The organism is Enterobacter cloacae complex sp. P40C2 (genome assembly GCF_014930695.1).
GTDB lineage: Bacteria > Pseudomonadota > Gammaproteobacteria > Enterobacterales > Enterobacteriaceae > Enterobacter > Enterobacter pasteurii.
Genome location: NZ_JADBRP010000001.1, coordinates 337970 through 362137 on the forward strand (window position 1 = coordinate 337970; position 24168 = coordinate 362137).

Here is a 24168-nt window from a genome sequence, read left to right on the forward strand (position 1 = left end):
AAAAAGCAGGTTTAATTACCATGATTTGAAATTGTAATGTCCATCACAGTTCCATATGTCGTAGCGAAAAAATCCATATCTTCACCAGTTCCGACCTGACACTTTCTTCCGCTATCTCGTAATTTCAGTTAACGAATTTCGCTGTTGAGGCAGGAAACTATGACATCTATAAATGACTCTACCCTTATGCCCGCTGCGCTGCGCGATACCCGACGCATGAACCAGTTTGTTTCTGTTGCGGCTGCCGTAGCCGGCTTACTGTTCGGACTGGATATCGGCGTTATTGCCGGCGCACTGCCCTTTATTACCGACCACTTCACGCTGAGTAACCGCCTTCAGGAGTGGGTGGTGAGCAGCATGATGCTGGGCGCAGCCATCGGCGCGCTGTTTAACGGCTGGCTCTCGTTCCGTCTCGGGCGTAAATACAGCCTGATGGTCGGGGCGATCCTGTTCGTTGCCGGCTCCATCGGCTCGGCGTTTGCCACCAACGTTGAAGTGCTGCTGCTCTCCCGCGTGCTGCTGGGCGTGGCGGTGGGCATCGCGTCCTACACTGCGCCGCTGTACCTCTCCGAAATGGCGAGCGAGAACGTGCGCGGTAAAATGATCAGCATGTACCAGCTGATGGTGACGCTCGGGATCGTGCTGGCGTTCCTGTCGGACACATACTTCAGCTACAGCGGCAACTGGCGGGCAATGCTTGGCGTACTGGCGCTGCCTGCGCTGGTGCTGATTGTGTTAGTTATTTTCCTGCCGAACAGCCCGCGCTGGCTGGCGCAAAAGGGGCGTCACGTGGAGGCGGAAGAAGTGCTGCGCATGCTGCGCGACACGTCCGAAAAAGCGCGTGAAGAGCTGAACGAGATCCGCGAAAGCCTGAAGCTGAAGCAGGGCGGCTGGTCGCTCTTCCGGGCTAACCGCAACGTGCGCCGCGCGGTGTTCCTCGGCATGCTGCTGCAGGCGATGCAGCAGTTCACCGGTATGAACATCATCATGTACTACGCGCCGCGCATCTTCAAAATGGCCGGTTTCACCACGACCGAGCAGCAGATGATCGCCACGCTGGTGGTAGGGCTGACCTTTATGTTCGCAACCTTTATCGCGGTGTTCACCGTTGATAAGGCCGGACGCAAACCGGCGCTGAAAATTGGCTTTAGCGTGATGGCGCTCGGCACGCTGATCTTAGGCTACTGCCTGATGCAGTTCGATAACGGCACGGCGTCCAGCGGCCTCTCCTGGCTCTCCGTTGGCATGACCATGATGTGCATTGCCGGTTATGCAATGAGCGCCGCGCCGGTGGTGTGGATCCTGTGCTCTGAAATTCAGCCGCTGAAATGCCGCGACTTTGGCATTACCTGTTCCACCACCACCAACTGGGTGTCGAACATGATCATCGGTGCGACCTTCCTGACGCTGCTGGATGCGATTGGCGCGGCGGGCACCTTCTGGCTCTATACGGTGCTGAACGTGGCGTTTATCGGGGTGACCTTCTGGCTGATCCCTGAAACCAAAGGCGTGACGCTGGAGCATATTGAACGCAGGCTGATGAGCGGGGAGAAACTGCGTAATATCGGCGTGTGATTTATCCCCCTCACCGTGACCCTCTCCCCAATGGGGAGAGGGCACTGTCCGGTGCGGTAGACGGCCTTAGCGCATCGCGCGTCTCAAAATACGCTCTGCCTGACGCTGGAAGTCCTCGGCAGTCTCTTCCACGGTTTTCTGTCCGTAGTCGATATACTGCAACGAGGTGCCGAACTGCGCCACAATCTGCGGGTCGTCAAAGTAGGGGGATACGGTGAGTTTTGCAGGCAGCGACTGCGCCAGACGCAGGCCCGCCACGGAAGGATCGTCCTCTTTGATGGTGCCGTCTTCGGTCAGATACTGCACCGCCACCTTGCTCAGCGGTACGCCGCGCTCCAGACCCAGCGTATCCACTCCCTCCTTGCTGTTCAGCAGAAAGTTAATCAGCTTCGCTGCCGCTTCCGGGTTTTTGGTTGATTTCCCGATCGACAGCATCTGCGCCGGTTTGAAGAACAGACCCGCGTCGGTGGCGCCCGGCAGCATGGGGTAGCTGCCCAGCACCAGCTTCGCCGGTGGCTTCAGGTTGTCGGAATATTTGTTAATCGTGGAGTTCCACATGTAGGTGCCGCCCCATTCGCCCTGGATCCACGGCTTCATCTCATACATGTTGCTCTTGCCGAACGAGGCATAGTATTTGGTGTCCGGCATCACGTGGCTGTCGATCAGCTTTTTGTAGGTCTGGAAGAACTCCACCCACTGCGCTTTGGTATAGCTGAACTTTTTGGTTTTCTCGTCCACGGCGGGGATGTTGTACTTCTGGATCATGTACGAGTTCAGCAGCGCCAGCGTATCCTGGTGCTCCAGAATGACCGGGTAGTACTGCTTGCCGAGCTTGCTTTCGAAGGTCTTACCGGCAGCCATCAGCTCGTCCCAGGTTTTCGGGTAGGCAATGCCCGCTTTTTTCCAGGTCTCGTCGTTGAAGTAGAACACGCGCGCGGTCACCGAAATCGGAATGCCGTTGAGTTTGCCGTTAACGGTGGTGGTTTGCAGCTCTTTCGGATCGAACTGCGACAGGTCGATAACGTCCTTCATCTTGTTCAGATCGTAGAAGCCGTCACCGGTTTTGGAGAAGATCGGCAGCCAGTTCCAGTTAGTCTGCATTACGTCCGGCTCGGTGCCGCCCGCAATCTGGGTCGTCAGGCGGGAGAGATGGCCGTCCCAGCCGGTGTACTCGGCCTTCACGTTAATGTCCGGGTTCTGCTTATGGAACTCTTCTAACGCTTTCAGGGTGACCTGGTGACGGCCATTGCCGCCCCACCAGGACATCCGAAGATCCACGTTCTGCGCCATCGATGGCAAAGCGGTAAGGCCCAGAGTGGCGGAGATTGCTGCGCTTAAAAGCACTTTTTTCATTTTTATCACTCCATCAGAGAGAGAGGTTCTGTTCGGTTTTAGCGTCAAAAATATGACATTTGTTCATATCAAACGTGAAATACACCTGACGGTGAAGGCCTTTATCAATCATTGGCTTAGCTTCATCGGAAGGGATTCGGGCGGTCAGTTCGTAGTCCGCGACCTTCAGGTAGACAAAAAATTCGTGGCCCATATTCTCAACGCGCACCATCTCGCCGCTGCAGCCGCCTTCCGGGAACGGCGCGTCGGAGAGCGATACAAACTCCGGGCGCACGCCGTAGAAGATCTCCTGACCCGCGTAAGCGGCCACTTTCTCCTGCTGTTCCGCGTTCAGCGGCATGGTTTCATTGCCGATGGCGATGTGCAGCTGCCCCGCTTTTTCCACCAGCACGCTCCTGCGGATGTTCATCTCCGGCGCGCCGATGAAGCCCGCCACGAACATGTTCTTCGGCTTGTGGTAAAGGTTGTCCGGCGTATCAACCTGCATGATGTGGCCGAGCTTCATCACGCAGATGCGGTCGCCCATGGTCATCGCTTCGGTCTGGTCGTGGGTGACGTACACGGTGGTCGCCGGTTTGCCGGATTTCTTCAGCTGCTTGTGCAGGTCGGAGATGCGGATACGCATTGAGGCGCGCAGCTTGGCGTCGAGGTTGGAGAGCGGCTCGTCGAACAGGAAAACGTCCGGCTTTTTCACAATCGCGCGGCCGACCGCCACGCGCTGCGCCTGGCCGCCGGAGAGCTGGCGCGGCAGGCGGTCCAGCAGCTCTTCCAGCTCCAGAATTTTGGCGGCTTCATTCACCTGGGCCTCGATCCGATCTTTCGGCAGCTTGCTCAGCTTGAGGCCAAAGGCCAGATTCTCGCGCACCGTCATGTGCGGGTAGAGCGCATAGTTCTGGAACACCATCGCAATCCCGCGCTCTTTCGGCGCGAGGTTGTTCACAATCCTGTCGCCGATTCGCACTTCGCCGCCGCTGATGGTTTCCAGCCCCGCCAGCATGCGCAGGGTGGTGGATTTGGCGCAGCCGGATGGCCCCACGATCACCATGAATTCCCCTTCAGCGATCTTAAGATCGATAGCGTGCACCGCTTTAAAACCGTTGGAGTAGACCTTTTCCAGCTTGTTGAAAATAACTTCAGCCATTATTTTTCCCTCTTAACCTTTAATTCCGCTGCTGGTGACGCCCTGTACGAAGTAGCGCTGTGCCAGGAAGAAGACAATGATGGATGGCAGAATGGAGATGCTCGCCATTGCCAGAATTTCGTTCCACGGCGCGCCTTCGGTGACGTCGATAGACATTTTCAGCGCCAGCGCGATCGGGTATTTATCCACGCTGTAGACGTAAATCAGCGGCCCGATAAAGTCGTTCATGGACCACATGAACTGGAACAGGGCGACGGAGATAATGGCCGGTTTCAGGATCGGCACCACCACGTACCACAGCACCTGAATGGAGTTGCAGCCGTCAATCTGCGCGGCTTCTTCCATGTCGCGCGGCACGCCGCGCAGGAACTGGATCAGCATGAAGACGAAGAACCCCTGCGTGGCGAAGGCCAGCGGCAGGTACAGCGGCATGTAGCTGTTCAGCATGCCCATTTCACGGAACATCAGGTACTGCGGGATAAGCAGCACGGTGCTGGGCAGCAGCATGGTGGTGATGAGCGTGGCGAACCAGAATTTCTTCCACGGGATTTCGAAGCGCGCAAAGCCATACGCCACGATGGTGGAGGAGATAATGGTCAGGATCACCTTCGGGATCACGTACTTAAAGGTGTTCAGCATGTAATGGCCGAAGTTGTACTCGGTTCCGGTTTTCCAGCCGTTCACAAAGCCATCCCAGGTGGCGTGCGCGGGCCACAGGCTGAGGGTGGTAAAGATCTCGTGGTTCGGCTTGAACGACGCCGAGAACATCCACACCAGCGGGTAGAGCATCAGCAGGCCGACAAACAGCAGGATCGCATAGCGAATACTGGCGTTGATTTTCTCTCTGCGCAGCGTGCGGGCCACTTCGCGTTCGGCAACGCCGCGTGCCGTGGAGAGTTGTTGAATATCAGCCATTTTTGCCTCCTTTATCGGCGGAGTAGAACACCCAGTATTTCGACGACTTAAAGGCGATACCGGCAAAGACGGCCACCACCAGGAACAGGACCCACGCCAGCGCCGCGCCGTAACCCATATCGAAATACTTAAACGCGGTATCGTAGATATAGAGCGAGAACAGGTAGGTCGAGTAGGTCGGCCCGCCGCCGGTGATGACGTATGGCCCGGTAAATTCCTGGAACGCCTGCGTGGTCTGCATGATGAAGTTGAAGAAGATCACCGGCGTAATCAGCGGCACGGTCACCTTCATGAACATTTGCCATTTTGAGGCACCGTCGATCATTGCCGCTTCATACTGGGACTGCGGTACGTTTTGCAGCGCGGCGAGGAAGATGACCATCGCGGAGCCGAACTGCCAGACGCGCAGCAGGGTAACGGACATCAGCGCCAGCGACGGTTCGCCCAGCCAGTTCACCGGGTCGAAACCAAATACGCCAATAAAGCTGTTCAGCAGACCATCAATCGCAAATAAGGCGCGCCACAATACGGCAATGGCGACGGAGCTGCCGAGGATCGACGGAATATAGTAGGCGGTTCGGAAAAAGCCGATGCCGCGTAATTTAAAGTTCAGAACAAAGGCAATACCTAATGCAAATGCGAGCTTTAACGGAATAGTTAAAAATACGTAGGCAAAGGTCACACCCATGGATTTCCAGAAGAGCGTGTCCTCGGTAAACATGTAGCGATAGTTTTCAATGCCGTTAAACACCGGCGGGCTCATCAAATCGTAATCCGTAAAGCTGAGGAAAAACGAAGAGACAAAGGGGAATGCCGTAAAGAGTATCAACCCGATTATGTAGGGTGATATCCACGCGAGCCCCAGCAGCTTGTTTTCATTCATACATACCTACCTGGCAATCAATGGTTTAAAACGGAATCTGCGTTGTTACATCTCCCCAGGCCTGATGCGTGCGGCATGGGTACTAAAATTCAGGGTGCTGTTTCTGGCAATAACGTAATTTAGTATTGTTTTTTAACGCTTTTTTTCGGTGTGATACCTGCTACAGGCGCCTCGGATTTCAAAAGAGGCGAACCGGTGTTTTTGAATATTAAAACGCCGTTTTATTTTATATTATTGCGATTTGTTTCCGCGTCATTCGCTTAATGATGGAAATGTGATCGGTGTCGAAACGGTGTTTCAATATAGTGAGATGGGTGGCATTTTTGACGTTCTTCCGCGCGTTTGCCGGAGACGGGGGAGGAAGGAATACCCCCATAAAATGAAGCGGGTAATGACAATAGTCACGGCGGGTACTTAACTACCAAATCTGATAGCAGGTCTACAGATGTACCATTTCGGCATTCAGATAATTCTTACTTTCTTGTATGATTCGGTAAACCGGAACCTGTCAGGCAGAATTTCACTGCATCATTAGAAGAAGAACAGTTATGTCAGCAATGGATTTCAAAAAACATACGGATCTCGATTTTCCTCAATACGCTCCCCCGGCGGTAACCGCTAAAGAAATAGATCTTCTGGGCCTGCTGGACGTTCTGCTGGCGGCAAAAAAACGACTCATCACCATCGCGTTCGCATTTGCGCTGGTCGGTCTCGCTATCGCCTTTTTGATGCCGCAAAAATGGACCAGTAAAGCGGTGATCACCCCGGCGGAACAGACGCAGTGGAGCTCGCTGCGCCAGATGATGGTTGCGCTACAGGTGCTTGACGTGGACGTGAAGGTCTCTCGCTCGGACGTGTTTAACCAGTTTATCAAAAAGTTTCAGTCACAGTCCCTGCTTGAAGAGTATATGAAAAGCTCACCGTACGTGATGGCTCAGCTCGATGGCGCCCAGGTTGACCCGCTGGAGCTGCACCGCGCGGTGGTCAGCATCTCCGAAAAAATGAAGGCAATCGATAACACCCTGGAAAAAAATGCCGATAAAGCGCCGTACCTCTCCTGGACGTTGAGCTTTACCGCCCCAACGGCGGAAGACGCGCAGAAGGTTCTGGACGGGTACATTCACTACATCTCCGGCATCGTTGAGCAGGAGACCATGCAGAACATCCGCGATCAGCTGCTTCTGAAAACCCGAACGGTTGAACAGCAGCTGGAGCTGGATCGCGTGCGGTTGACCAATATCCACAATACGAACCTGCAGCGCCTGAACTACTCGCTGGAAGTAGCGAACGCGGCGGGGATTAAAAAGCCGGTGTACAGCAACGGACAGGCGGTAAAAGACGATCCGGATTACTCCGTCGCCCTCGGCGCGGACGGGATTGCCCAGAAGCTCCAGATCGAGAAAAATCTGAAGGACGTTTCCGAGCTGAATGCCGATTTCCAGAACCGTGAATACTACCTGGCACAGCTGCAAAAGCTGTCCTTCAAGGATGTGAGCGTTGAGCCATTCAAGTATCAGCTCTCTCCATCAATGCCGGTGAAAAAAGATGGCCCGGGCAAAGCCCTGATCGTCCTTCTGGCGGGTATGCTGGGTGGACTGTTTGCCTGCGGCAGCGTGCTGCTGCGCGAGGCAATGAGCGCCCGCACTCCGCTGCCGGCGCCGCTTTCTGAGGCGGTAACGGAATAACGTCCAAAAAAGGCGCTCACCGGGCGCCTTTTTTTATTTCAGGAAATCTTCGCGCACCGGCGTAAAGGTATCCAGCAGCGTGCCGGGCTTCAGGCAGACGCAGCCGTGCATTACGTGCGGTTCCTTATAGAGCGTGTCGCCCGCCGTCACCACGTGCTTCTCTTCGCCAATCGTAAACTCAAACTCGCCCGAGAGAACGTAGGTGAGCTGCTCATGAGGATGGTTGTGCATCGGGCCAATCGCCCCCTGCTCAAAATTCACCTCCACGGCCATCATCTTGCCGTCGTGCGCCAGAATACGACGCGTCACGCCATTCCCCAGATCCTCAAGCGTGGTCTCTTTATGGAATATAAACATCTCTTTGCCCCGTTAAGTAATGAAACATTGTTTCATTTAACTTATCTCAGCCGTGGATAAAAGGAAACGGTTAGCCAAATAACTGGAAAGGCGATCACAAGTTTGCTTCACTGGGTGAAACGAACGGGAGGAAAAATGAAAACGATCGGTCTGTTAGGGGGAATGAGCTGGGAATCAACCATCCCGTACTACCGCCTGATTAATGAGGGCGTTAAGCGGCGTCTGGGCGGGCTGCATTCTGCCAGCCTGCTGCTGCACAGCGTGGATTTCCACGACATAGAAGCCTGCCAGTCCAGCGGGGAGTGGGACAAGGCCGGAGAAATGCTGGCCAATGCCGCGCTCGGGCTGGAGCGGGCGGGGGCGCAGGGGATTTTGCTGTGTACCAACACCATGCACAAGGTGGCGTCGCACATTGAAAACCGCTGCTCGCTGCCGTTTTTACATATCGCGGATGCCACCGGGCGCGCCATTGTTGCCGCCGGCATGACGCGCGTGGCGCTGCTGGGCACGCGCTATACCATGGAGCAGGATTTTTATCGCGGGCGGCTGAGCAGTCAGTTCGGCATTGAAAGCCTGATCCCGGACGAGGCTGACCGGGGGCGCATTAACCAGATTATTTTTGACGAGCTCTGTCTGGGCACCTTCAGCGAACGCTCCCGCGCCTATTATGTCAGCGTCATCGAGAAGCTGGCGCAGCAGGGGGCGGAAGGGGCGATCTTCGGCTGTACCGAAATTGGCCTGCTGGTGCCGGCCGCGCAAAGCCCGATCCCGGTATTCGATACCGCCGCCATTCATGCCGCCGATGCGGTGGAGTTTATGCTGTCAGAGGACGTTTTGCAGGTCAGGTAAGCGAAGCGCCGCCTGACGGGCATGGGCGATTAAATGGTCGGTAAACGCCTCTACCAGCGCAGATGCCGGACGGTGCAGCGGGCGGATAAGGCTCACGGTAAACGGAACGGAAACGCTAAACCGGCGCAGGACAACCCCGCTGCTGGCGTAATCCATGGCCGTTAGCGGGTTTACCACTGAAATACCGACGCCCGCGCGCACCATCGCGCAAATCGAGGCGGCGCTGTGCGTCTCCACCACCATCCGCCGCTTCACCTGATGTTCGGCAAACAGGCCGTCCAGCAGCTGCCGGTAGCTGTCGGTCTGTGACAGGCTTATGTAGTTCTCACCGTGAAAATCCGCCGGGGTCAGCACCGCTTTGCGGGCAAGCGGGTGGCTGGCGGGCAGTACGCAGACCTCATCCAGCGACAGCAGCTCCGTGCGTTCCGTACCCGCTGGCGTGACGAGGGTTTCGGTCAGACCTAAATCGTGGCGCTGGGCTGATAGCCACTCTTCCAGCAGAGGCGACTCCTGCGGCACGATGGTAAGACTGACCTGCGGGTAGCGGGCCAGAAACGGCGCTAACAGCACCGGCAGAAACGACTGGGAAAAGACCGGCAGGCAGACGATGGACAGCTCGCCCTGGCGGAACTCCCTCAGGCTTTCCGCCGCGCTCACGATCCTGTCCAGCCCGTACCAGGAGCGCTGTACCTCCTCAAACAGACGCAGCCCCTGAACCGTTGGATGCAGCCTGCCGCGCGCGCGCTCAAACAGCTTCAGGCCCAGCACTTTCTCAAAGCGGGCCAGCTCGCGGCTGACCGTCGGCTGCGAGGTATGCAGCATCTGCGCGGCTTCGGTGAGGTTGCCGGTGGTCATCACCGCATGGAAAATCTCGATATGGCGTAGGTTAACGGCGGGCATAGGGCACCTGATGGCTGAGCGTTATCCATATCATTTTTGCATAGACTCACGATAAAACGATATTTTTTATTCTCTTCAGGCTGTGGCGTAATGACAAAAAACAGCTTTACGGAGACTACCATGCCGCGCCCGCTCAACCAGACCGATACCGATTTAAACGCCGATAACCTGCTGCGCCTGCCTGCCGAATTTGGCTGCCCGGTGTGGGTCTACGACGCGCAGATTGTCCGCGAGAAGATCGCCGCGCTGCATCAGTTTGACGTGGTGCGCTTTGCGCAGAAGGCCTGCTCCAATATTCACATCCTGCGCCTGATGCGCGAGCAGGGCGTTAAGGTTGACTCCGTATCGCTGGGTGAAATCGAGCGCGCGCTGGCGGCCGGGTTTGATCCACAGGCCGACAGCGACGCGATCGTCTTTACCGCCGACCTGATCGACGACGCCACGCTGGCGCGCGTGCACGAGCTGCAGATTCCGGTCAACGCCGGCTCGGTGGATATGCTGGAACAGCTTGGTCAGGTTTCCCCTGGCCATCGCGTCTGGCTGCGCATTAATCCGGGCTTTGGTCACGGTCACAGCCAGAAAACCAACACCGGGGGCGAAAACAGCAAGCACGGGATCTGGTATGGCGATATGCCCGCCGCCCTTGAGGTATTGCAGCGCTATAACCTGAAGCTGGTGGGGATCCACATGCACATCGGTTCCGGCGTTGATTACGGACATCTTGAGCAGGTCTGCGGCGCGATGGTGCGTCAGGTTATCGACTTTGGTCAGGATCTGGAGGCGATCTCCGCCGGTGGCGGTCTCTCGATCCCCTACCGCGAAGGGGAAGAGGCGATCGACACGGATCACTATTACGGGCTGTGGAGCGCCGCGCGCGACAGCATCGCCGCCCATCTGGGCCATCCGGTGAAGCTGGAAATTGAGCCGGGTCGATTCCTGGTTGCCGAAGCCGGCGTGCTGGTGGCGCAGGTGCGTAGCGTGAAGGAGATGGGAAGCCGTCACTTTGTATTGATTGATGCAGGCTTCAACGACCTGATGCGTCCGTCCATGTACGGCAGCTATCACCATATTACGGCGCTGGCCGCCGATGGCCGCGATCTGGTCAACGCGCCGCGCATCGAGACCGTGGTTGCCGGCCCGCTGTGTGAATCCGGTGACGTCTTTACCCAGCAGGAGGGCGGCAAAGTGGAGACCCGTTCGCTGCCCGAGGTGAAGCCGGGAGATTACCTGGTGCTGCACGATACCGGCGCGTACGGCGCGTCGATGTCGTCAAACTACAACAGCCGCCCGCTGCTGCCGGAAGTGCTGTTTGATAACGGCGCGGCGCGGCTGATTCGCCGTCGCCAGACCATTCAGGAGCTGCTGGCCTTAGAGCTGGTCTGATTAAACCAGGGGCCCGTTGTCACGGAGTCGCGTAACACCAGCGTGCCGGTGAACGGCGGGATGGCCTCCACCGGCTGGTTTTTTGCCAGCCGGATCGCCTGGTCGATGGCCGTGACGATCATGCTGTCGATCGGCAGATACACCGACGACAGCGCCGGCTCCAGCCACTTCGCGCTGGGGGCGTCGTCAAAGCCAAACAGCGAAATATCCTGCGGGATCTTAAGCCCGGCCTGGTGTAATGCTTTGGAGGCGCCAAGCGCCATATCATCGTTACAGGCAAACAGAGCGCTGAACGGCGTCTTCTCTGCAATCAGCTCTTTGCACAGCTCGTAGCCCCGCGTCATTCCTGCATCGCCGTATTTAATCCGCCGCTCGTCCAGGCGAATGCCGTGCTTCTCCAGCGCCTTCCGGTAGCCCATCAGCCGCGCCTTGCCCGTCGGGGTGTGGATCGGAACGGTGATACAGGCGATCTCCCGGTGGCCCTGGCCTATCAGGTAATCCACCGCCTTGAAGGCCGCATCCTGCTGTTCGAAGAAGACGCAGCGGTCTGCCGCCTGGCTCACTTCACGGTTGATGATCACCAGCGGCGTCTGCACGCTGTCGATCAGCTTCAGGATCGTCTTTTCACTCATGTAGCGGGTGTACAGCACGATGGCGTCGCACTTGCGGTCGGCGAGCATCTGCACCGCCTGTTCTTCCTGTTCGGGCGCATCGTGACCGTCGGTGACGATCAGCTGTTTTCCGTGCGTTTCGGTCTGCCGCGACGCCTGCTGAAGCAGCCGGCCAAAGTAAAAACCGTCAAAGGTCGAGACCACCAGACCAATGCTGTTGCTGGTCTGGTTAGCCAGCGAGCGGGCGAGAAAGTTCGGACGATAGCCCAGCTCCTCCATCGCACGGAATACCTGCTGACGCGTACTCTCTTTAACCTGACCCGTGCCGTTCAGCACGCGCGAAACGGTGGCCTTCGACACGCCCGCACGCAGTGAGACATCCAGCATTGTTGCCATTCGAAATTCCTGCTTCCACGTAATGGTGTGCAGTTTAACACAGACCATCCGGCGCATAAGCGACGCGGGGCAGGCAAAACCCCATAACGATCACGCTTTTCGGTAACGATCCGCGCCTGCGGGATAAACGTCTGCAAGTGGTATACCAAAATGGTGATAAATCACTATCTGGGATACCTGTGGCGTCGTTGGGAGCTTAATCACAGAACAAAGCGCCTACGGAAGCTATTTTTGGCATACCAATAGTATCCGGCTGTACTCCTTATCCAATAAAAGCCCTTTTACTGAGGTATCACCCTATGGCATTTCAGGAAAAACTGATCGACGCTCTGGGCAGTTTTGCCACCACGTTTAACAGCTATCGCTACATTATGGCGATCAAGTCCGCGTTTATTACCTTAATGCCGGTCATCATTGTGGGGGCGTTCTCGGTACTGATCTCCAATATGGTGCTGGATCCGAAAAATGGCCTGGCGAGCTTCGAATTCCTGTCGTTTCTCGCGGCGCTAAAGCCGATCACCAGCGCGCTCAACTACGCTACCCTGAACTTCCTCAACATCGGCGCGGTGTTTTTAATTGGCATTGAGCTTGGGCGCATCAACGGCATTAAGTCCCTGTTTCCCGGCCTGCTGGCGGTGATCTGCTTTATCTGCGTAACGCCAACGACGGTAGAAATGCTGGTGGACGGCGAGATGCACGTGGTGAAAGACGTGCTGCTGCGCCAGTTCTCGGATACCCGCAGCCTGTTCCTCGGCATGTTTATCGCCATCCTGTCGGTGGAGATCTACTGCTGGCTGGAAAACCGTAACGGCCTGAAGATCAGGATGCCGGACACCGTGCCGCCGAACGTCGCCGCATCGTTCTCCGCCCTGATCCCGGCGATTATCACCACCACCGCCATTGCCACCTTCGGCTTCGTGTTCCATCAAATTACCGGTATGTACCTCTACGACGCGGTGTACCAGGTGGTGCAACAGCCGCTGGAGCGCGTGGTGCAGAGCCTGCCGGGGATCCTGCTGCTGATGTTTGTCGCCCAGCTGTTCTGGGTGATCGGCATTCACGGCAACCAGATGATCAAGCCGATCCGCGAGCCGCTGCTGCTGGGAGCCATTACCGTCAACATGAGCGCGTTCGAGCAGGGCAAAGAGGTGCCGAACATCATCACCATGCCGTTCTGGGACGTCTATATGAGCATCGGCGGCTCCGGCCTCACCATCGGCCTGCTGATTGCGGTCATGATTGCCACCAAACGTAAGGAGATGAAGGAGATCGCCAAGCTGTCCATCGGCCCTGGGATTTTTAACATCAACGAGCCGGTGATCTTCGGTATGCCAATCATGCTCAACCCGATCCTCGCCATTCCGTTCATCATCACGCCGCTGGTGACGGGATCTATCGGTTACTTTGCCACCGTGACCGGATTCGCCGGGAAAGCCGTGGTGATGGTGCCCTGGACCACGCCGCCGCTGATCAACGCCTGGCTGTCCACCGCGGGCTCCATGGGCGCGGTAGTCACCCAGCTTATCTGCATCGTGACCGCGGTACTTATCTATCTGCCGTTTGTGAAGATCGCCTCACGCCGGGCAGAGCAGGCCGCGCTGCAACAAGCCACCGATAACGCATGAGGATGTGATGAGTACAAAACAGATAGCTATACCGCAGGATTTTATGCTGGGCGCGGCGGCATCGGCCTGGCAGACCGAGGGCTGGAGCGGCAAAAAGCCGGGGCAGGATTCGTGGATCGATCTCTGGTACAAAAACGATCGTCACGTCTGGCACAACGGCTACGGTCCGGCGGTGGCGACCGATTTTATCAACCGCTTTCGCGAAGACGTGGCGCTGATGAAGCAGGCGGGGCTGACGCACTACCGGACCTCAATTAACTGGTCGCGCTTTTTGACCGACTACGAAAACGCGACGGTAGACGAAGAGTACGCCGCGTATTACGACGCGCTGTTCGATGAAATGCACCGCCAGGGCATTGAGCCAATGATCTGCCTGGAGCACTACGAACTGCCTGGCGTGCTGCTGGAGAGCTACGGCGGCTGGGCGTCAAAGCACGTCGTCGACCTGTTTGTTCGCTATGCGGAAAAGGTGCTGGAGCGCTATCACCGGAAAGTCACCCGCTGGTTTACCTTCAACGAGCCGATTGTCGTCCAGACGCGGGTCTATCTCGACGCGCTGCGCTGGCCGTACGAGCAGAACACCGGTACCTGGATGCAGTGGAATCACCATAAGGTGCTGGCGACGGCCAAAGTCGTGAAGCTGTTTCGCGAGAAGGGGTATGGCGGCTCGGTGGGCTGTATTCTCAACCCGGAGGTGACCTATCCGCGCTCCCGCGCGCCGCATGACGTTCGGGCGGCGGAAATGTACGATCTGTTCTACAACCGGGTCTTTCTCGATCCGCTGGTGCACGGGCGCTATCCCGCAGAGCTTTTTACCCTGCTGGAGCAGCACCAGGTGCCGTGGGACTATACCGCCGACGAGCTGGCGCTGATTGCCAACAACACCGTCGACGAGCTGGGCATCAACCTTTATTACCCGCACCGCGTTAAAGCGCCGTCCCGCGCCTGGCACCCGGAAACGCCGTTCCACCCGGCGTACTACTACGAGCCGTTCGAGCTGCCCGGACGGCGGATGAACGCCTCCCGCGGCTGGGAGATTTACCCGCGCATCATTTACGACATGGCGATGCGGATCAAAAACGACTATCGCAACATCGACTGGTTTGTGGCGGAAAGCGGAATGGGCGTGGAGAACGAAGCGCAGTTCCGCAATCGCGACGGCGTTATTGATGACGGCTACCGCATCGCGTTTATCGGCGAACATCTCTACTACACGCTGCTGGCGCGGGAGGAGGGGGCGAACTGTCTCGGCTATATGCTCTGGGCCTTCACCGATAACGTCTCGCCGATGAACGCGTTTAAAAACCGCTACGGGCTGATTGAGATCGACCTTGATAACCATCGCGCCCGGCGGGCAAAAAAATCGGCGTCCTGGTTCCGTCAGCTGCGCGATGAGCGCGTGCTTACGCTCAGGGTTGACGATGAATGGAAGTAAGCCTTCTGGTAAAATAGCGCACAAACTGGCCGGGAGGATGCCCGGCCCGCGCATTAACTGAAAAACACAGGTGAAAACGTGGATAAGGCTGTCATCCTGCCGGAAAAAAAACAGTACCAGGAAATTGGCGAGGATCTGCGGGCGCAAATTATCCAGGGGCACTATCCCGTTGGATCGCGCCTGCCGCCGGAGCGCAATATTGCCGAAACCTATGGCGTCAGCCGCACCATCGTGCGCGAGGCGCTGCTGATGCTAGAGCTTCAGGGGACGGTAGATATTCGCCAGGGGTCTGGCGTTTACGTGATGCGCATTCCGGAGGAGCACGAAAACGAGGAAGAGCGTTTTCTGAACAGCGACGTCGGTCCGTTTGAAATTCTCCAGGCGCGCCAGCTGCTCGAAAGCAACATTGCTGCCTTTGCCGCAAAAATGGCGACGCGCGCCGACATTGATAACCTGCGCCGCATCATCGAGCAGGAGCAGCGGGCGATTGCCACCGACGACCGCAGCCAGGACAACAACAAGATGTTTCACCTGGTGCTGGCGGGAGCCACGCAAAACCAGATGCTGCTGGCGACCGTGGAGAGCGTCTGGCACCACATGGACAGCAGCCCGCTGTGGCAGCAGTTTAACGGACACATCGCCAGCCGCGCCTGGCGCCTGAAGTGGCTCGGCGACAGGCAAACCATTCTTGCCGCGCTCCGCCGTCGCGACGTGATGGGCGCCTGGCAGGCGATGTTCCAGCATCTTGAAAACGTCAAAAAGAGCCTGCTTGAGCTGTCGGACGAAGACGCGCCGGATTTTGACGGCTTTCTCTTCGAATCGGTACCCATTTTCCAGGGGAAGCTGGTGTGACTATTCTGCCGCTTTACGCTGCGCCGCAGTTCACGGAGCAGGTTATCGACTGGATATGGGCCGCCTTTGGCGAGGGGCTGCCGCGAGGGTTTTTTCAGAGCATTGTTGAACACAGCAGGACGCCGGGCGCGCTACCTCTCACCTTTATTGCGGTTGAAAACAACCGCCTGCTTGGCACCGTTGGGCTGTGGCGTTGCGATTTGATCTCCCGGCAGGATCTTTACCCGTGGCTGGCCGCGCTGTATGTCGATGAGGCCGCCCGGGGAAAAGGGCTGGCGGGAAAGCTTCAGGAACACGTCATTGGCTATGCCCGATGCGCCGGGTATCAGGAGCTTCATCTCTGGTCCGCCTGCCGCGACTTCTACGAACGTTACGGCTGGCATTACATCGGCGATGCGCTGGAATACCCGGACAAAACCGTCCATCTCTATCGCTATTCGCTCGATGCGTCCGCGGGCGGCACCACCGAGTGACGGCGCACCAGGGTCGGGCTGAACAGATGCGTAATGTCCGGTGGCGGGCGATGCTCGGCCAGCGCTAACGCCAGCTCCGCCGCCTGCGTTGCCATGGTCACAATCGGATAGCGAACGGTGGTCAGGCGAGGGCGAACGTAGCGGGACACCAGCACATCATCAAAGCCAATCAGCGAAATTTCTGCCGGAACGTCTATCCCGTTATCATTTAGCACGCCCATCGCGCCTGCGGCCATGGAATCGTTATAGCTGGCAACGGCGGTGAAATTTCGCCCGCGGCCCAGCAGCTCCGTCATCGCCTGCTCGCCGCCGCTCTCATCGGGTTCACCGTAGGCCACAAGACGATCGTTACACGGCAGGCCCGCGTCGCGCAGCGCGTCGTAATAGCCCTGAAGGCGATCTTCCGCATCGGAGATCGGGTGGTTCGAGCACAGATAGCCGATTCGGGTATGGCCCTGCTGGATAAGATGGCGGGTGGCGAGCCATGCGCCGTAGCGGTCGTCGAGCGCCACGCAGCGCGTTTCAAAACCGGGAATAATACGGTTGATAATCACCATTCCAGGCATTTGTTTCATCAGGTGAATCAGCTCGGCATCGGGGATCATTTTGGCATGTACCACCAGCGCTGCGCAGCGGTGGCGGATCAGCTGCTCGATGGCCTGGCGCTCTTTTTGTTCGTTGTGGTAGCCATTGCCAATCAGCAGAAAATTACCGGTGTGATACGAGACTTGCTCCACGGCTTTGACCATCGCGCCAAAAAAAGGATCGGACACGTCGCCCACCACCAGCCCGATGGTTTCCGTTGACTGCTGGGCGAGGGCGCGCGCGTTGGCGTTAGGGTGATAATTCAGGTTTTCCATGGCGTCCTGAACGGCCTGACGCGATGCGTCACTGGCTTTAGGAGAGTTGTTGATCACGCGGGAGACGGTCGCGACGGACACGCCGGCCAGACGAGCCACATCCTTAATTGTCGCCATTTAACACCTTCTTATTGGGGTAAGCGTTTACACACTACCTAGTGTTGCGGAAAAGCGGCGTGCATTCAAGGGGAGCGGTCTAGCGCAGTCCACAAACGTGATGCAGAACATCCCTCACCGTGTAATCGTTACACGGCCAGTCATGTCTGAATAATGACAGTCTGAACCTTTAGTTACACTTTGCCTCAGGCTGTTGCGATTGTCCGTTAGCGCCGAAGCACCGCGAATTGATAGAGTCGAGATCCCAGAGGTATTGATTGGTGAGAATTCTTAGTACGTTTTCGTACTCTTCTCTTGCACCAACCTGCGCGGATGCGCAGGTTTTTTTTCGTCTCTGCTTTTGCTATCGCTCCCTTACTACTTCTCGTGTAATCTGCCACCATTTATACCTTTCACACTGGCTGGCAAAGGGAGTTGAAATGCTTTTTGGGTTCTTCCGTACGCTGTTTCGTGTCCTGTTTCGCATCCGCGTAACGGGCGACGCGCAGGCACTCTATGGCGAGCGTGTTCTCATCACGCCGAATCACGTTTCGTTTCTTGATGGCGTACTGCTGGCGCTGTTTTTGCCCGTACGGCCCGTTTTCGCGGTATACAGCTCCATCAGTGAAAAATGGTACATGCGTTGGCTGAAGCCGCTCATCGACTTTGTGCCGCTGGATCCCACCAAACCGATGATGATTAAACATCTGGTGCGTCTGGTTGAGCAGGGGCGTCCGGTGGTCATTTTTCCTGAGGGACGGATTTCAGTGACGGGCTCGCTGATGAAAATTTACGACGGAGCCGGTTTTGTCGCGGCGAAGTCCCGGGCCACCGTCGTGCCGATGCGCATTGATGGCGCCGAGTTGACCAGGTTCAGCCGTCTGAAAGGGCTGGTGAAGCAGCGCCTGTTCCCAAAAATTACGCTGCATATTTTGCCGCCAACCTCACTGCCGATGCCCGAGTCACCGCGCGCGCGCGACCGTCGTAAAATCGCCGGTGAAATGCTGCACCAGATTATGATGGAAGCGCGCATGGCCGTTCGCCCGCGCGAAACGCTGTATGAATCGTTGTTGTCGGCCCAGTACCGCTATGGCGCAAAGAAAAACTGCATTGAAGATATCAACTTCACGCCGGATACCTACCGCAAGCTGCTGACCAAAACGCTGTTCGTCGGGCGTATTCTTGAAAAGTACAGCCAGCAGGGTGAAAAGATTGGCCTGATGCTGCCGAATGCCGCCATCAGCGCGGCGGTGATTTTCGGCGCCGTCTCCCGGGGCCGTATTCCGGCGATGATGAACTACACGGCGGGCGTGAAAGGGCTCTCCAGCGCGATTACCGCAGCACAGATCAACACCGTCTTTACCTCCCGCCAGTTCCTGGATAAGGGCAAACTGTGGCACCTGCCGGAGCAGCTTACGCAGGTGCGCTGGGTGTTCCTGGAAGATCTTAAAGCAGACGTCACCACCGCCGATAAGCTGTGGATTTTTGCGCACCTGCTGATGCCGCGTCTGGCGCAGGTGAAACAGCAGCCGGAAGATGATGCCATCATCCTCTTTACCTCAGGCTCGGAAGGTAACCCGAAAGGCGTGGTTCACAGCCACAAAAGCATTCTGGCTAACGTCGAACAGATTAAAACCATTGCCGACTTTACCGCCAACGATCGCTTTATGTCGGCGCTGCCGCTGTTCCACTCGTTTGGTCTGACCGTCGGTCTCTTCACGCCGCTGCTGACCGGTGCCGAAGTGTTCCTCTACCCAAGCCCGCTGCACTACCGCATCGTGCCGGAGCTGGTCTATGACCGTAACTGTACCGTGCTGTTCGGTACGTCCACCTTCCTCGGTAACTACGCGCGCTTCGCCAACCCGTATGATTTCTTCCGGGTGCGCTACGTGGTAGCTGGGGCGGAAAAATTGCAGGACAGCACCCGTCAGATCTGGCAGGACAAGTTTGGCCTGCGCATTCTGGAAGGCTATGGCGTAACCGAATGTGCGCCGGTGGTATCGATCAACGTACCGATGGCGGCAAAACCGGGTACGGTAGGCCGCATTCTGCCGGGGCTGGACGCGCGCCTGCTGGCGGTGCCGGGCATTGAGGACGGCGGTCGCCTGCAGCTTAAAGGGCCGAACGTCATGAACGGCTATCTGCGTGTGGAAAACCCGGGCGTGCTCGAAGCGCCGACGGCCGAGAACGTCAATGGCGAGACTGAAACGGGCTGGTACGACACGGGTGATATTGTTCGCTTCGACGAACAGGGCTTTGTCCAGATCCAGGGGCGCGCAAAACGCTTCGCCAAGATTGCCGGTGAAATGGTCTCTCTTGAAATGGTGGAAACGCTGGCGACCGCGGTCTCTGCCGAAAAAATGCACGCGACCGTGGTGAAGAGCGATGCCAGCAAGGGCGAGGCGCTGGTGCTCTTTACCACCGACGGCGAGCTGAAGCGTGACGCGCTGCTTAAGTACGCCCGCGAACACGGTATTCCCGAACTGGCGGTACCGCGCGATATTCGTTACCTCAAACAGCTTCCGGTGCTGGGCAGCGGTAAACCCGATTTCGTGACCCTTAAGGGCATGGTTGAAGAGGCGGAACAGCAAAATGCGTGAGTCAGTACACACTAACACTTCTATCTGGTCGAAAGGCATGATGGCGGTTATTGCCGCCCAGTTCCTGTCCGCGTTCGGCGACAACGCGCTGCTGTTTGCCACGCTGGCGCTGCTGAAGGCTGAGTTTTATCCCGACTGGAGCCAGCCGATCCTGCAGATGGTGTTTGTGGGTGCTTACATCGTATTTGCGCCGTTTGTGGGTCAGGTGGCGGATAGCTTCCCGAAAGGCCGGGTAATGATGTTTGCCAACAGCCTAAAGCTGCTGGGGGCGGCAAGTATCTGCTTCGGTATCAACCCGTTTGTCGGTTACACGCTGGTGGGCATTGGCGCGGCGGCCTACTCGCCGGCGAAATACGGCATTCTGGGGGAGCTGACCACAGGCGATAAGCTGGTGAAGGCCAACGGCCTGATGGAGTCCTCCACCATTGCGGCGATTCTGCTGGGATCGGTGGCGGGAGGCGTGCTGGCAGACTGGCATGTCCTTGCCGCGCTGGGCATCTGTGCCCTGATGTACGGTGGCGCGGTGATCGCCAACCTGTTTATCCCCAGGCTGGCGGTGGCGCGTCCTGGGCAATCCTGGCGCTTCGGGCCTATGACCGGCAGCTTCTTCACTGCCTGCCGCGTGCTGTGGCGTAACGGTGAAACGCGCTTCTCGCTGATGGGCACCAGCATGTTCTGGGGTGCCGGCGTCACGCTGCGTTTCCTGCTGGTGCTGTGGGTCCCGGTAGCGCTGGGCATTACCGATAACGCCACGCCAACTTACCTGAATGCCATGGTCGCCGTCGGGATTGTTGTCGGGGCAGGGGCAGCGGCGAAGCTGGTAACGCTTGAAACCGTCGCGCGCTGCATGCCTGCGGGGATCCTCATCGGCGCTGGCGTTCTCATCTTCTCCCTGCAACATGCCCTGTTGCCTGCCTATGCCCTGCTGTTACTGATCGGCATCCTGGGCGGCTTCTTTGTGGTGCCGCTGAATGCGCTCTTGCAGGAGCGCGGCAAGCAGACCGTTGGGGCGGGCAACGCCATCGCGGTGCAAAACCTCGGGGAAAACATGGCGATGCTGCTGATGCTCGGCGTTTACTCGCTGGCGGTAAAAGCGGGCGCACCGGTGGTGGCCATTGGCGTGGGGTTTGGCGCGCTGTTTGCGCTGGCGATCGCGGGGCTGTGGGTCTGGCAGCGCCGCCGCTGATCTGTGCGGTCTGATGCCCTCGACCTTCAGCCCGCTGGGAGAGGGTTCCCCACAAAATAATGCCTGCACGGAGGACCCCCTCTCCCTTGAGGGAGAGGGCTGGGGTGAGGGGGAACATATGGTTGTAGAGGTAATTCCGTTCACTTTAAATTCCTTGCTACTCTTTAACGGCATGACTTGTGAACGTGCCATGGCGGCTCAGTCGCCGCCGCCCTGGCGACCCGGGCTCCCGGCGGTAAATCGCCGCTTCGCGGTGCCTTCGGCTTATTCCTTCCGGCTTATCGGGGACGGGCGGATGTAACGTCCCTGTAAAGCCGCCCTCTCGGCGCATCCCTGCGCCTCGCCCCGGCCTGCAGGAAACGCCTCAGCGATTTACAGCCGGACCAGGGCGTCGCTGTAATTCATTTATTTTCCTGAAACAACATTCGTCGCTTTCGGTAAAAAAATTACTGGGGATCCCTCAGCCCCACGGGAAAGGGAACAGTCCCTGCCGACATTATGTTGTGGGGAATTCATCTGCATGAGCGTGTGATTAATCCACGCTCTTTTTTAACCTGGCAAGACTGACAAACAACCTGGCAGATGCAGGCAAACGTTTTTCGTGGGCGCCTGTCAGGATAAGGCTGACACAACACAATAAACACAACAAGATGAGGTCTACGATGGGAAGCACTCCTTCTTTTTCTGCCCGCAGAACGGCGCTGGCCATGGCCGTTACGCTCTGCTGCGCCTGGCAGTCCCCTGTTTTCGCTCACGGCAGCGAGGCGCATATGGTCCCGATGGATAACGCGCTTCAGGAGTTTGGGGCTGACGTGCAGTGGGATGATTACGCCCAAATGTTCACCATCGCGAAGGACGGTGCTTTTGTGAAGGTCAAGCCAGGGGCAACCACCGCTATCGTCAACGGTAAACCCCTGACGCTCCAGGTGCCGGTAGTGATGAAGGACAAAAAAGCGTTTATCTCTGAGACCTTTATCAACGACGTTTTTCAGTCCGGCCTTGACCAGACTTTCCAGGTGGAGAAGCGCCCTCACCCGCTAAACGCGCTGACGGCGGATGAAATTAAGCAGGCCGTCGGGATTGTAAAAGCCTCGGCGGACTTTAAGCCCAACACCCGTTTTACCCAGATCGCGCTGGCGGAGCCGGAAAAAGCCAAAGTGTGGGACTTCGTGCTCAACGGCACCGCCGTGGATGCGCCCCGGCAGGCAAATATCACCATGCTCGTTGGCAAACAGATTGTCGAAAGCCGCGTGGATCTGAAGGACAAAAAAATCCTGCACTGGGCGTCGGTAAAAGACGCGCACGGCATGGTGCTGCTGGATGATTTCAACACCGTTCAGCAGATCATCAACGAGAGCCCGGAGTATGCCGCGGTGCTGAAAAAGCGCGGCATTACCGATCCGACAAAAGTCATCACTACGCCGCTTACCGTCGGCTTTTTTGACGGCAAAGACGGCCTGAAGCAGGAAGACCGCCTGCTGAAAGTGATCGCCTATCTGGACGTGGGCGACGGTAACTACTGGGCGCACCCGATTGAAAACCTGGTCGCGGTGGTGGATCTCGACCAGAAGAAAATTCAGAAGATTGAGGAAGGCCCGGTTGTGCCGGTGCCGCTTACCCCGCGCCCCTATGATGGCCGCGACCGCGTTGAAACGGTGAAGAAACCGCTGGAGATTATCGAGCCGGAAGGCAAAAACTACACCATTACCGGCGATACGGTGCGCTGGCAGAACTGGGATTTCCACCTGAGCCTGGATTCACGCGTCGGCCCGATTATCTCCACCGTCACCTATAACGACAACGGCAAAAAGCGTCAGGTGATGTATCAGGGCTCGCTCGGCGGCATGATCGTGCCTTACGGCGACCCGGATATCGGCTGGTACTTCAAAGCCTATCTGGATTCCGGCGATTACGGCATGGGCACCCTGACCTCTCCGCTGGTGCGCGGCAAGGACGTGCCGTCTAACGCCGTTATGCTTGATGAAACCATTCCGGACTACACCGGGGCGCCGCTGGAGATCCCGCGCGCTATAGCGATTTTCGAGCGCTACGCCGGGCCGGAATATAAGCATCAGGAGCTGGGTAAGCCCAACGTCAGCACCGAGCGCCGCGAGCTGGTGGTCCGCTGGGTCAGCACCGTTGGCAACTACGATTACATCTTCGACTGGGTGTTCCACGAAAACGGCACCATCGGCATTGATGCGGGCGCAACGGGGATTGAAGCGGTGAAGGGCGTGCAGACGAAAACGATGCATGACGCCACCGCGAAGGATGACACCCGCTACGGCACGCTGATCGACCATAACATCGTGGGCACCACGCACCAGCACATCTATAACTTCCGTCTGGACATGGACGTGGACGGGATCGGCAACCGGCTGGTGGCGATGGACCCGGAAGTTAAGCCGAACACCGCAGGCGGCCCGCGCACCAGCACCATGCAGGTTAATCAGTACAGCATTGATACCGAACAGCAGGCGGCGCAGAAGTTTGACCCGGGCACCATTCGCCTGCTGAGCAACACCAGCAAGGAGAACCGCATGGGGAACCCGGTCTCGTATCAGATAATCCCTTACGCGGGCGGTACGCACCCGGTGGCGACCGGCGCGAAATTCGCCCCGGACGAGTGGATTTACCACCGCCTGAGCTTTATGGATAAACAGCTGTGGGTGACGCGTTACCATCCCGACGAAATGTATCCGGAAGGGAAATTCCCGAACCGCTCCACGCGCGATACGGGCCTCGGCCAGTACGGCAAAGATAACGAGTCGCTCAACGACCAGGATAACGTCATCTGGATGACCACCGGCACTACCCACGTTGCCCGCGCCGAAGAGTGGCCGATTATGCCGACGGAGTGGGTACACACGCTGCTCAAGCCGTGGAACTTCTTTGACGAGACGCCAACGCTCGGCAAGAAAAAAGCCGAGCAGAAATAAGCACACGCCGGGCGCAATGCCCGGTTTTTCATCCGCTTACTTGCTGAATCCCCC

At 57.5% G+C, this 24168-nt stretch carries 19 protein-coding genes; 11 read left to right on the plus strand and 8 right to left on the minus strand.

Annotated elements, in window-relative coordinates; genetic code table 11:
* Positions 1–159: 159 nt before the first annotated feature.
* A complete protein-coding gene (locus IM304_RS01615; RefSeq protein WP_148418600.1) occupies positions 160–1575 on the plus strand; it encodes a sugar porter family MFS transporter in 1416 nt (471 codons plus the stop codon).
* 66 nt (positions 1576–1641) lie between these two features.
* Here IM304_RS01615 and IM304_RS01620 read toward each other — a convergent pair whose 3' ends face one another.
* The 4 genes from IM304_RS01620 to IM304_RS01635 are packed head-to-tail and all read right to left on the minus strand — an operon-like array spanning position 1642 to position 5867.
* Entirely contained in the window at positions 1642–2928 is a 1287-nt protein-coding gene (locus IM304_RS01620; protein WP_193354917.1) for an ABC transporter substrate-binding protein, read from the minus strand.
* A 13-nt stretch (positions 2929–2941) separates the two neighbouring features.
* A complete protein-coding gene (locus IM304_RS01625) occupies positions 2942–4069 on the minus strand; it encodes an ABC transporter ATP-binding protein (RefSeq protein WP_193354916.1) in 1128 nt (375 codons plus the stop codon).
* Between the two features lie 12 nt (positions 4070–4081).
* Positions 4082–4984, minus strand: coding sequence for a carbohydrate ABC transporter permease (locus tag IM304_RS01630; RefSeq protein ID WP_148418606.1), 903 nt, complete (start codon positions 4982–4984; stop codon positions 4082–4084).
* Complete coding sequence (locus IM304_RS01635) at positions 4977–5867, minus strand: carbohydrate ABC transporter permease (RefSeq protein ID WP_006811834.1); 891 nt, start codon at positions 5865–5867, stop codon at positions 4977–4979. The genes IM304_RS01630 and IM304_RS01635 overlap by 8 nt, the downstream gene beginning before the upstream one ends.
* A 548-nt stretch (positions 5868–6415) precedes the next feature.
* On the opposite strand from IM304_RS01635, the gene wzz(fepE) reads away from it, so the two are divergent.
* On the plus strand, positions 6416–7552 hold the full coding sequence (gene wzz(fepE), locus IM304_RS01640; RefSeq protein ID WP_193354915.1) for an LPS O-antigen length regulator Wzz(fepE): 1137 nt from the start codon (positions 6416–6418) through the stop codon (positions 7550–7552).
* A 33-nt stretch (positions 7553–7585) separates the two neighbouring features.
* On the opposite strand, the gene IM304_RS01645 is transcribed toward wzz(fepE), so the two are convergent.
* On the minus strand, positions 7586–7909 hold the full coding sequence (locus IM304_RS01645; RefSeq protein ID WP_154126085.1) for a cupin domain-containing protein: 324 nt from the start codon (positions 7907–7909) through the stop codon (positions 7586–7588).
* A 135-nt stretch (positions 7910–8044) separates the two neighbouring features.
* Here IM304_RS01645 and IM304_RS01650 point away from each other — a divergent pair, with 135 nt between their 5' ends.
* Positions 8045–8758 (plus strand): aspartate/glutamate racemase, encoded by a 714-nt coding sequence (locus IM304_RS01650; RefSeq protein WP_193354914.1) that lies wholly within the window; start codon positions 8045–8047, stop codon positions 8756–8758.
* On the opposite strand, the gene IM304_RS01655 is transcribed toward IM304_RS01650, so the two are convergent.
* Positions 8732–9658: a LysR family transcriptional regulator gene (locus IM304_RS01655; RefSeq protein WP_193354913.1), complete on the minus strand. Its 927-nt coding sequence runs from the start codon at positions 9656–9658 to the stop codon at positions 8732–8734. The two genes, IM304_RS01650 and IM304_RS01655, sit on opposite strands and share 27 nt — an antisense overlap.
* 120 nt (positions 9659–9778) lie before the next feature.
* On the opposite strand from IM304_RS01655, the gene lysA reads away from it, so the two are divergent.
* Entirely contained in the window at positions 9779–11041 is a 1263-nt protein-coding gene (lysA, locus tag IM304_RS01660; RefSeq protein ID WP_193355063.1) for a diaminopimelate decarboxylase, read from the plus strand.
* On the opposite strand, the gene IM304_RS01665 is transcribed toward lysA, so the two are convergent.
* On the minus strand, positions 11011–12048 hold the full coding sequence (locus tag IM304_RS01665; protein WP_176609567.1) for a LacI family DNA-binding transcriptional regulator: 1038 nt from the start codon (positions 12046–12048) through the stop codon (positions 11011–11013). The genes lysA and IM304_RS01665 overlap by 31 nt on opposite strands.
* A 299-nt stretch (positions 12049–12347) precedes the next feature.
* Here IM304_RS01665 and IM304_RS01670 point away from each other — a divergent pair, with 299 nt between their 5' ends.
* From IM304_RS01670 to IM304_RS01685, 4 genes are all read left to right on the plus strand, one after another.
* The gene (locus IM304_RS01670) at positions 12348–13673 is read left to right on the plus strand and encodes a PTS sugar transporter subunit IIC (protein WP_193354912.1); all 1326 of its coding nucleotides are present in this window, start codon (positions 12348–12350) and stop codon (positions 13671–13673) included.
* Between the two features lie 7 nt (positions 13674–13680).
* The gene (locus IM304_RS01675) at positions 13681–15108 is read left to right on the plus strand and encodes a glycoside hydrolase family 1 protein (protein ID WP_193354911.1); all 1428 of its coding nucleotides are present in this window, start codon (positions 13681–13683) and stop codon (positions 15106–15108) included.
* A 78-nt stretch (positions 15109–15186) separates the two neighbouring features.
* Positions 15187–15960, plus strand: coding sequence for an FCD domain-containing protein (locus IM304_RS01680; RefSeq protein ID WP_148418621.1), 774 nt, complete (start codon positions 15187–15189; stop codon positions 15958–15960).
* Complete coding sequence (locus IM304_RS01685) at positions 15957–16433, plus strand: GNAT family N-acetyltransferase (protein WP_176609570.1); 477 nt, start codon at positions 15957–15959, stop codon at positions 16431–16433. The genes IM304_RS01680 and IM304_RS01685 overlap by 4 nt, the downstream gene beginning before the upstream one ends.
* Here IM304_RS01685 and galR read toward each other — a convergent pair.
* Positions 16394–17410, minus strand: a complete 1017-nt coding sequence (gene galR, locus IM304_RS01690) for an HTH-type transcriptional regulator GalR (RefSeq protein ID WP_193354910.1) — start codon at positions 17408–17410, stop codon at positions 16394–16396. The two genes, IM304_RS01685 and galR, sit on opposite strands and share 40 nt — an antisense overlap.
* 419 nt (positions 17411–17829) lie before the next feature.
* Here galR and aas point away from each other — a divergent pair, with 419 nt between their 5' ends.
* The 3 genes from aas to tynA all read left to right on the plus strand — a co-directional run bounded on the left by aas (position 17830) and on the right by tynA (position 24114).
* The gene (gene aas, locus IM304_RS01695; RefSeq protein WP_193354909.1) at positions 17830–19989 is read left to right on the plus strand and encodes a bifunctional acyl-ACP--phospholipid O-acyltransferase/long-chain-fatty-acid--ACP ligase; all 2160 of its coding nucleotides are present in this window, start codon (positions 17830–17832) and stop codon (positions 19987–19989) included.
* Positions 19982–21175, plus strand: a complete 1194-nt coding sequence (lplT, locus tag IM304_RS01700; RefSeq protein ID WP_193354908.1) for a lysophospholipid transporter LplT — start codon at positions 19982–19984, stop codon at positions 21173–21175. Before aas ends, lplT begins: the two co-directional genes overlap by 8 nt.
* 662 nt (positions 21176–21837) lie before the next feature.
* On the plus strand, positions 21838–24114 hold the full coding sequence (gene tynA / locus IM304_RS01705; protein WP_193356111.1) for a primary-amine oxidase: 2277 nt from the start codon (positions 21838–21840) through the stop codon (positions 24112–24114).
* Positions 24115–24168 lie beyond the last annotated feature (54 nt).

What these genes read in the sequence shown, in the direction of transcription:
- tynA (WP_193356111.1), top strand. Translation starts at nt 21,838, where the DNA reads ATGGGAAGCACTCCTTCTTTTTCTGCCCGCAGAACGGCGCTGGCCATG.
- IM304_RS01630 (WP_148418606.1), bottom strand. Translation starts at nt 4,984, where the DNA reads ATGGCTGATATTCAACAACTCTCCACGGCACGCGGCGTTGCCGAACGC.
- IM304_RS01675 (WP_193354911.1), top strand. Translation starts at nt 13,681, where the DNA reads ATGAGTACAAAACAGATAGCTATACCGCAGGATTTTATGCTGGGCGCG.
- lysA (WP_193355063.1), top strand. Translation starts at nt 9,779, where the DNA reads ATGCCGCGCCCGCTCAACCAGACCGATACCGATTTAAACGCCGATAAC.
- aas (WP_193354909.1), top strand. Translation starts at nt 17,830, where the DNA reads ATGCTTTTTGGGTTCTTCCGTACGCTGTTTCGTGTCCTGTTTCGCATC.
- IM304_RS01655 (WP_193354913.1), bottom strand. Translation starts at nt 9,658, where the DNA reads ATGCCCGCCGTTAACCTACGCCATATCGAGATTTTCCATGCGGTGATG.
- IM304_RS01620 (WP_193354917.1), bottom strand. Translation starts at nt 2,928, where the DNA reads ATGAAAAAAGTGCTTTTAAGCGCAGCAATCTCCGCCACTCTGGGCCTT.
- IM304_RS01650 (WP_193354914.1), top strand. Translation starts at nt 8,045, where the DNA reads ATGAAAACGATCGGTCTGTTAGGGGGAATGAGCTGGGAATCAACCATC.
- IM304_RS01665 (WP_176609567.1), bottom strand. Translation starts at nt 12,048, where the DNA reads ATGGCAACAATGCTGGATGTCTCACTGCGTGCGGGCGTGTCGAAGGCC.
- IM304_RS01645 (WP_154126085.1), bottom strand. Translation starts at nt 7,909, where the DNA reads ATGTTTATATTCCATAAAGAGACCACGCTTGAGGATCTGGGGAATGGC.
- IM304_RS01670 (WP_193354912.1), top strand. Translation starts at nt 12,348, where the DNA reads ATGGCATTTCAGGAAAAACTGATCGACGCTCTGGGCAGTTTTGCCACC.
- galR (WP_193354910.1), bottom strand. Translation starts at nt 17,410, where the DNA reads ATGGCGACAATTAAGGATGTGGCTCGTCTGGCCGGCGTGTCCGTCGCG.
- lplT (WP_193354908.1), top strand. Translation starts at nt 19,982, where the DNA reads ATGCGTGAGTCAGTACACACTAACACTTCTATCTGGTCGAAAGGCATG.
- IM304_RS01625 (WP_193354916.1), bottom strand. Translation starts at nt 4,069, where the DNA reads ATGGCTGAAGTTATTTTCAACAAGCTGGAAAAGGTCTACTCCAACGGT.
- IM304_RS01615 (WP_148418600.1), top strand. Translation starts at nt 160, where the DNA reads ATGACATCTATAAATGACTCTACCCTTATGCCCGCTGCGCTGCGCGAT.
- IM304_RS01635 (WP_006811834.1), bottom strand. Translation starts at nt 5,867, where the DNA reads ATGAATGAAAACAAGCTGCTGGGGCTCGCGTGGATATCACCCTACATA.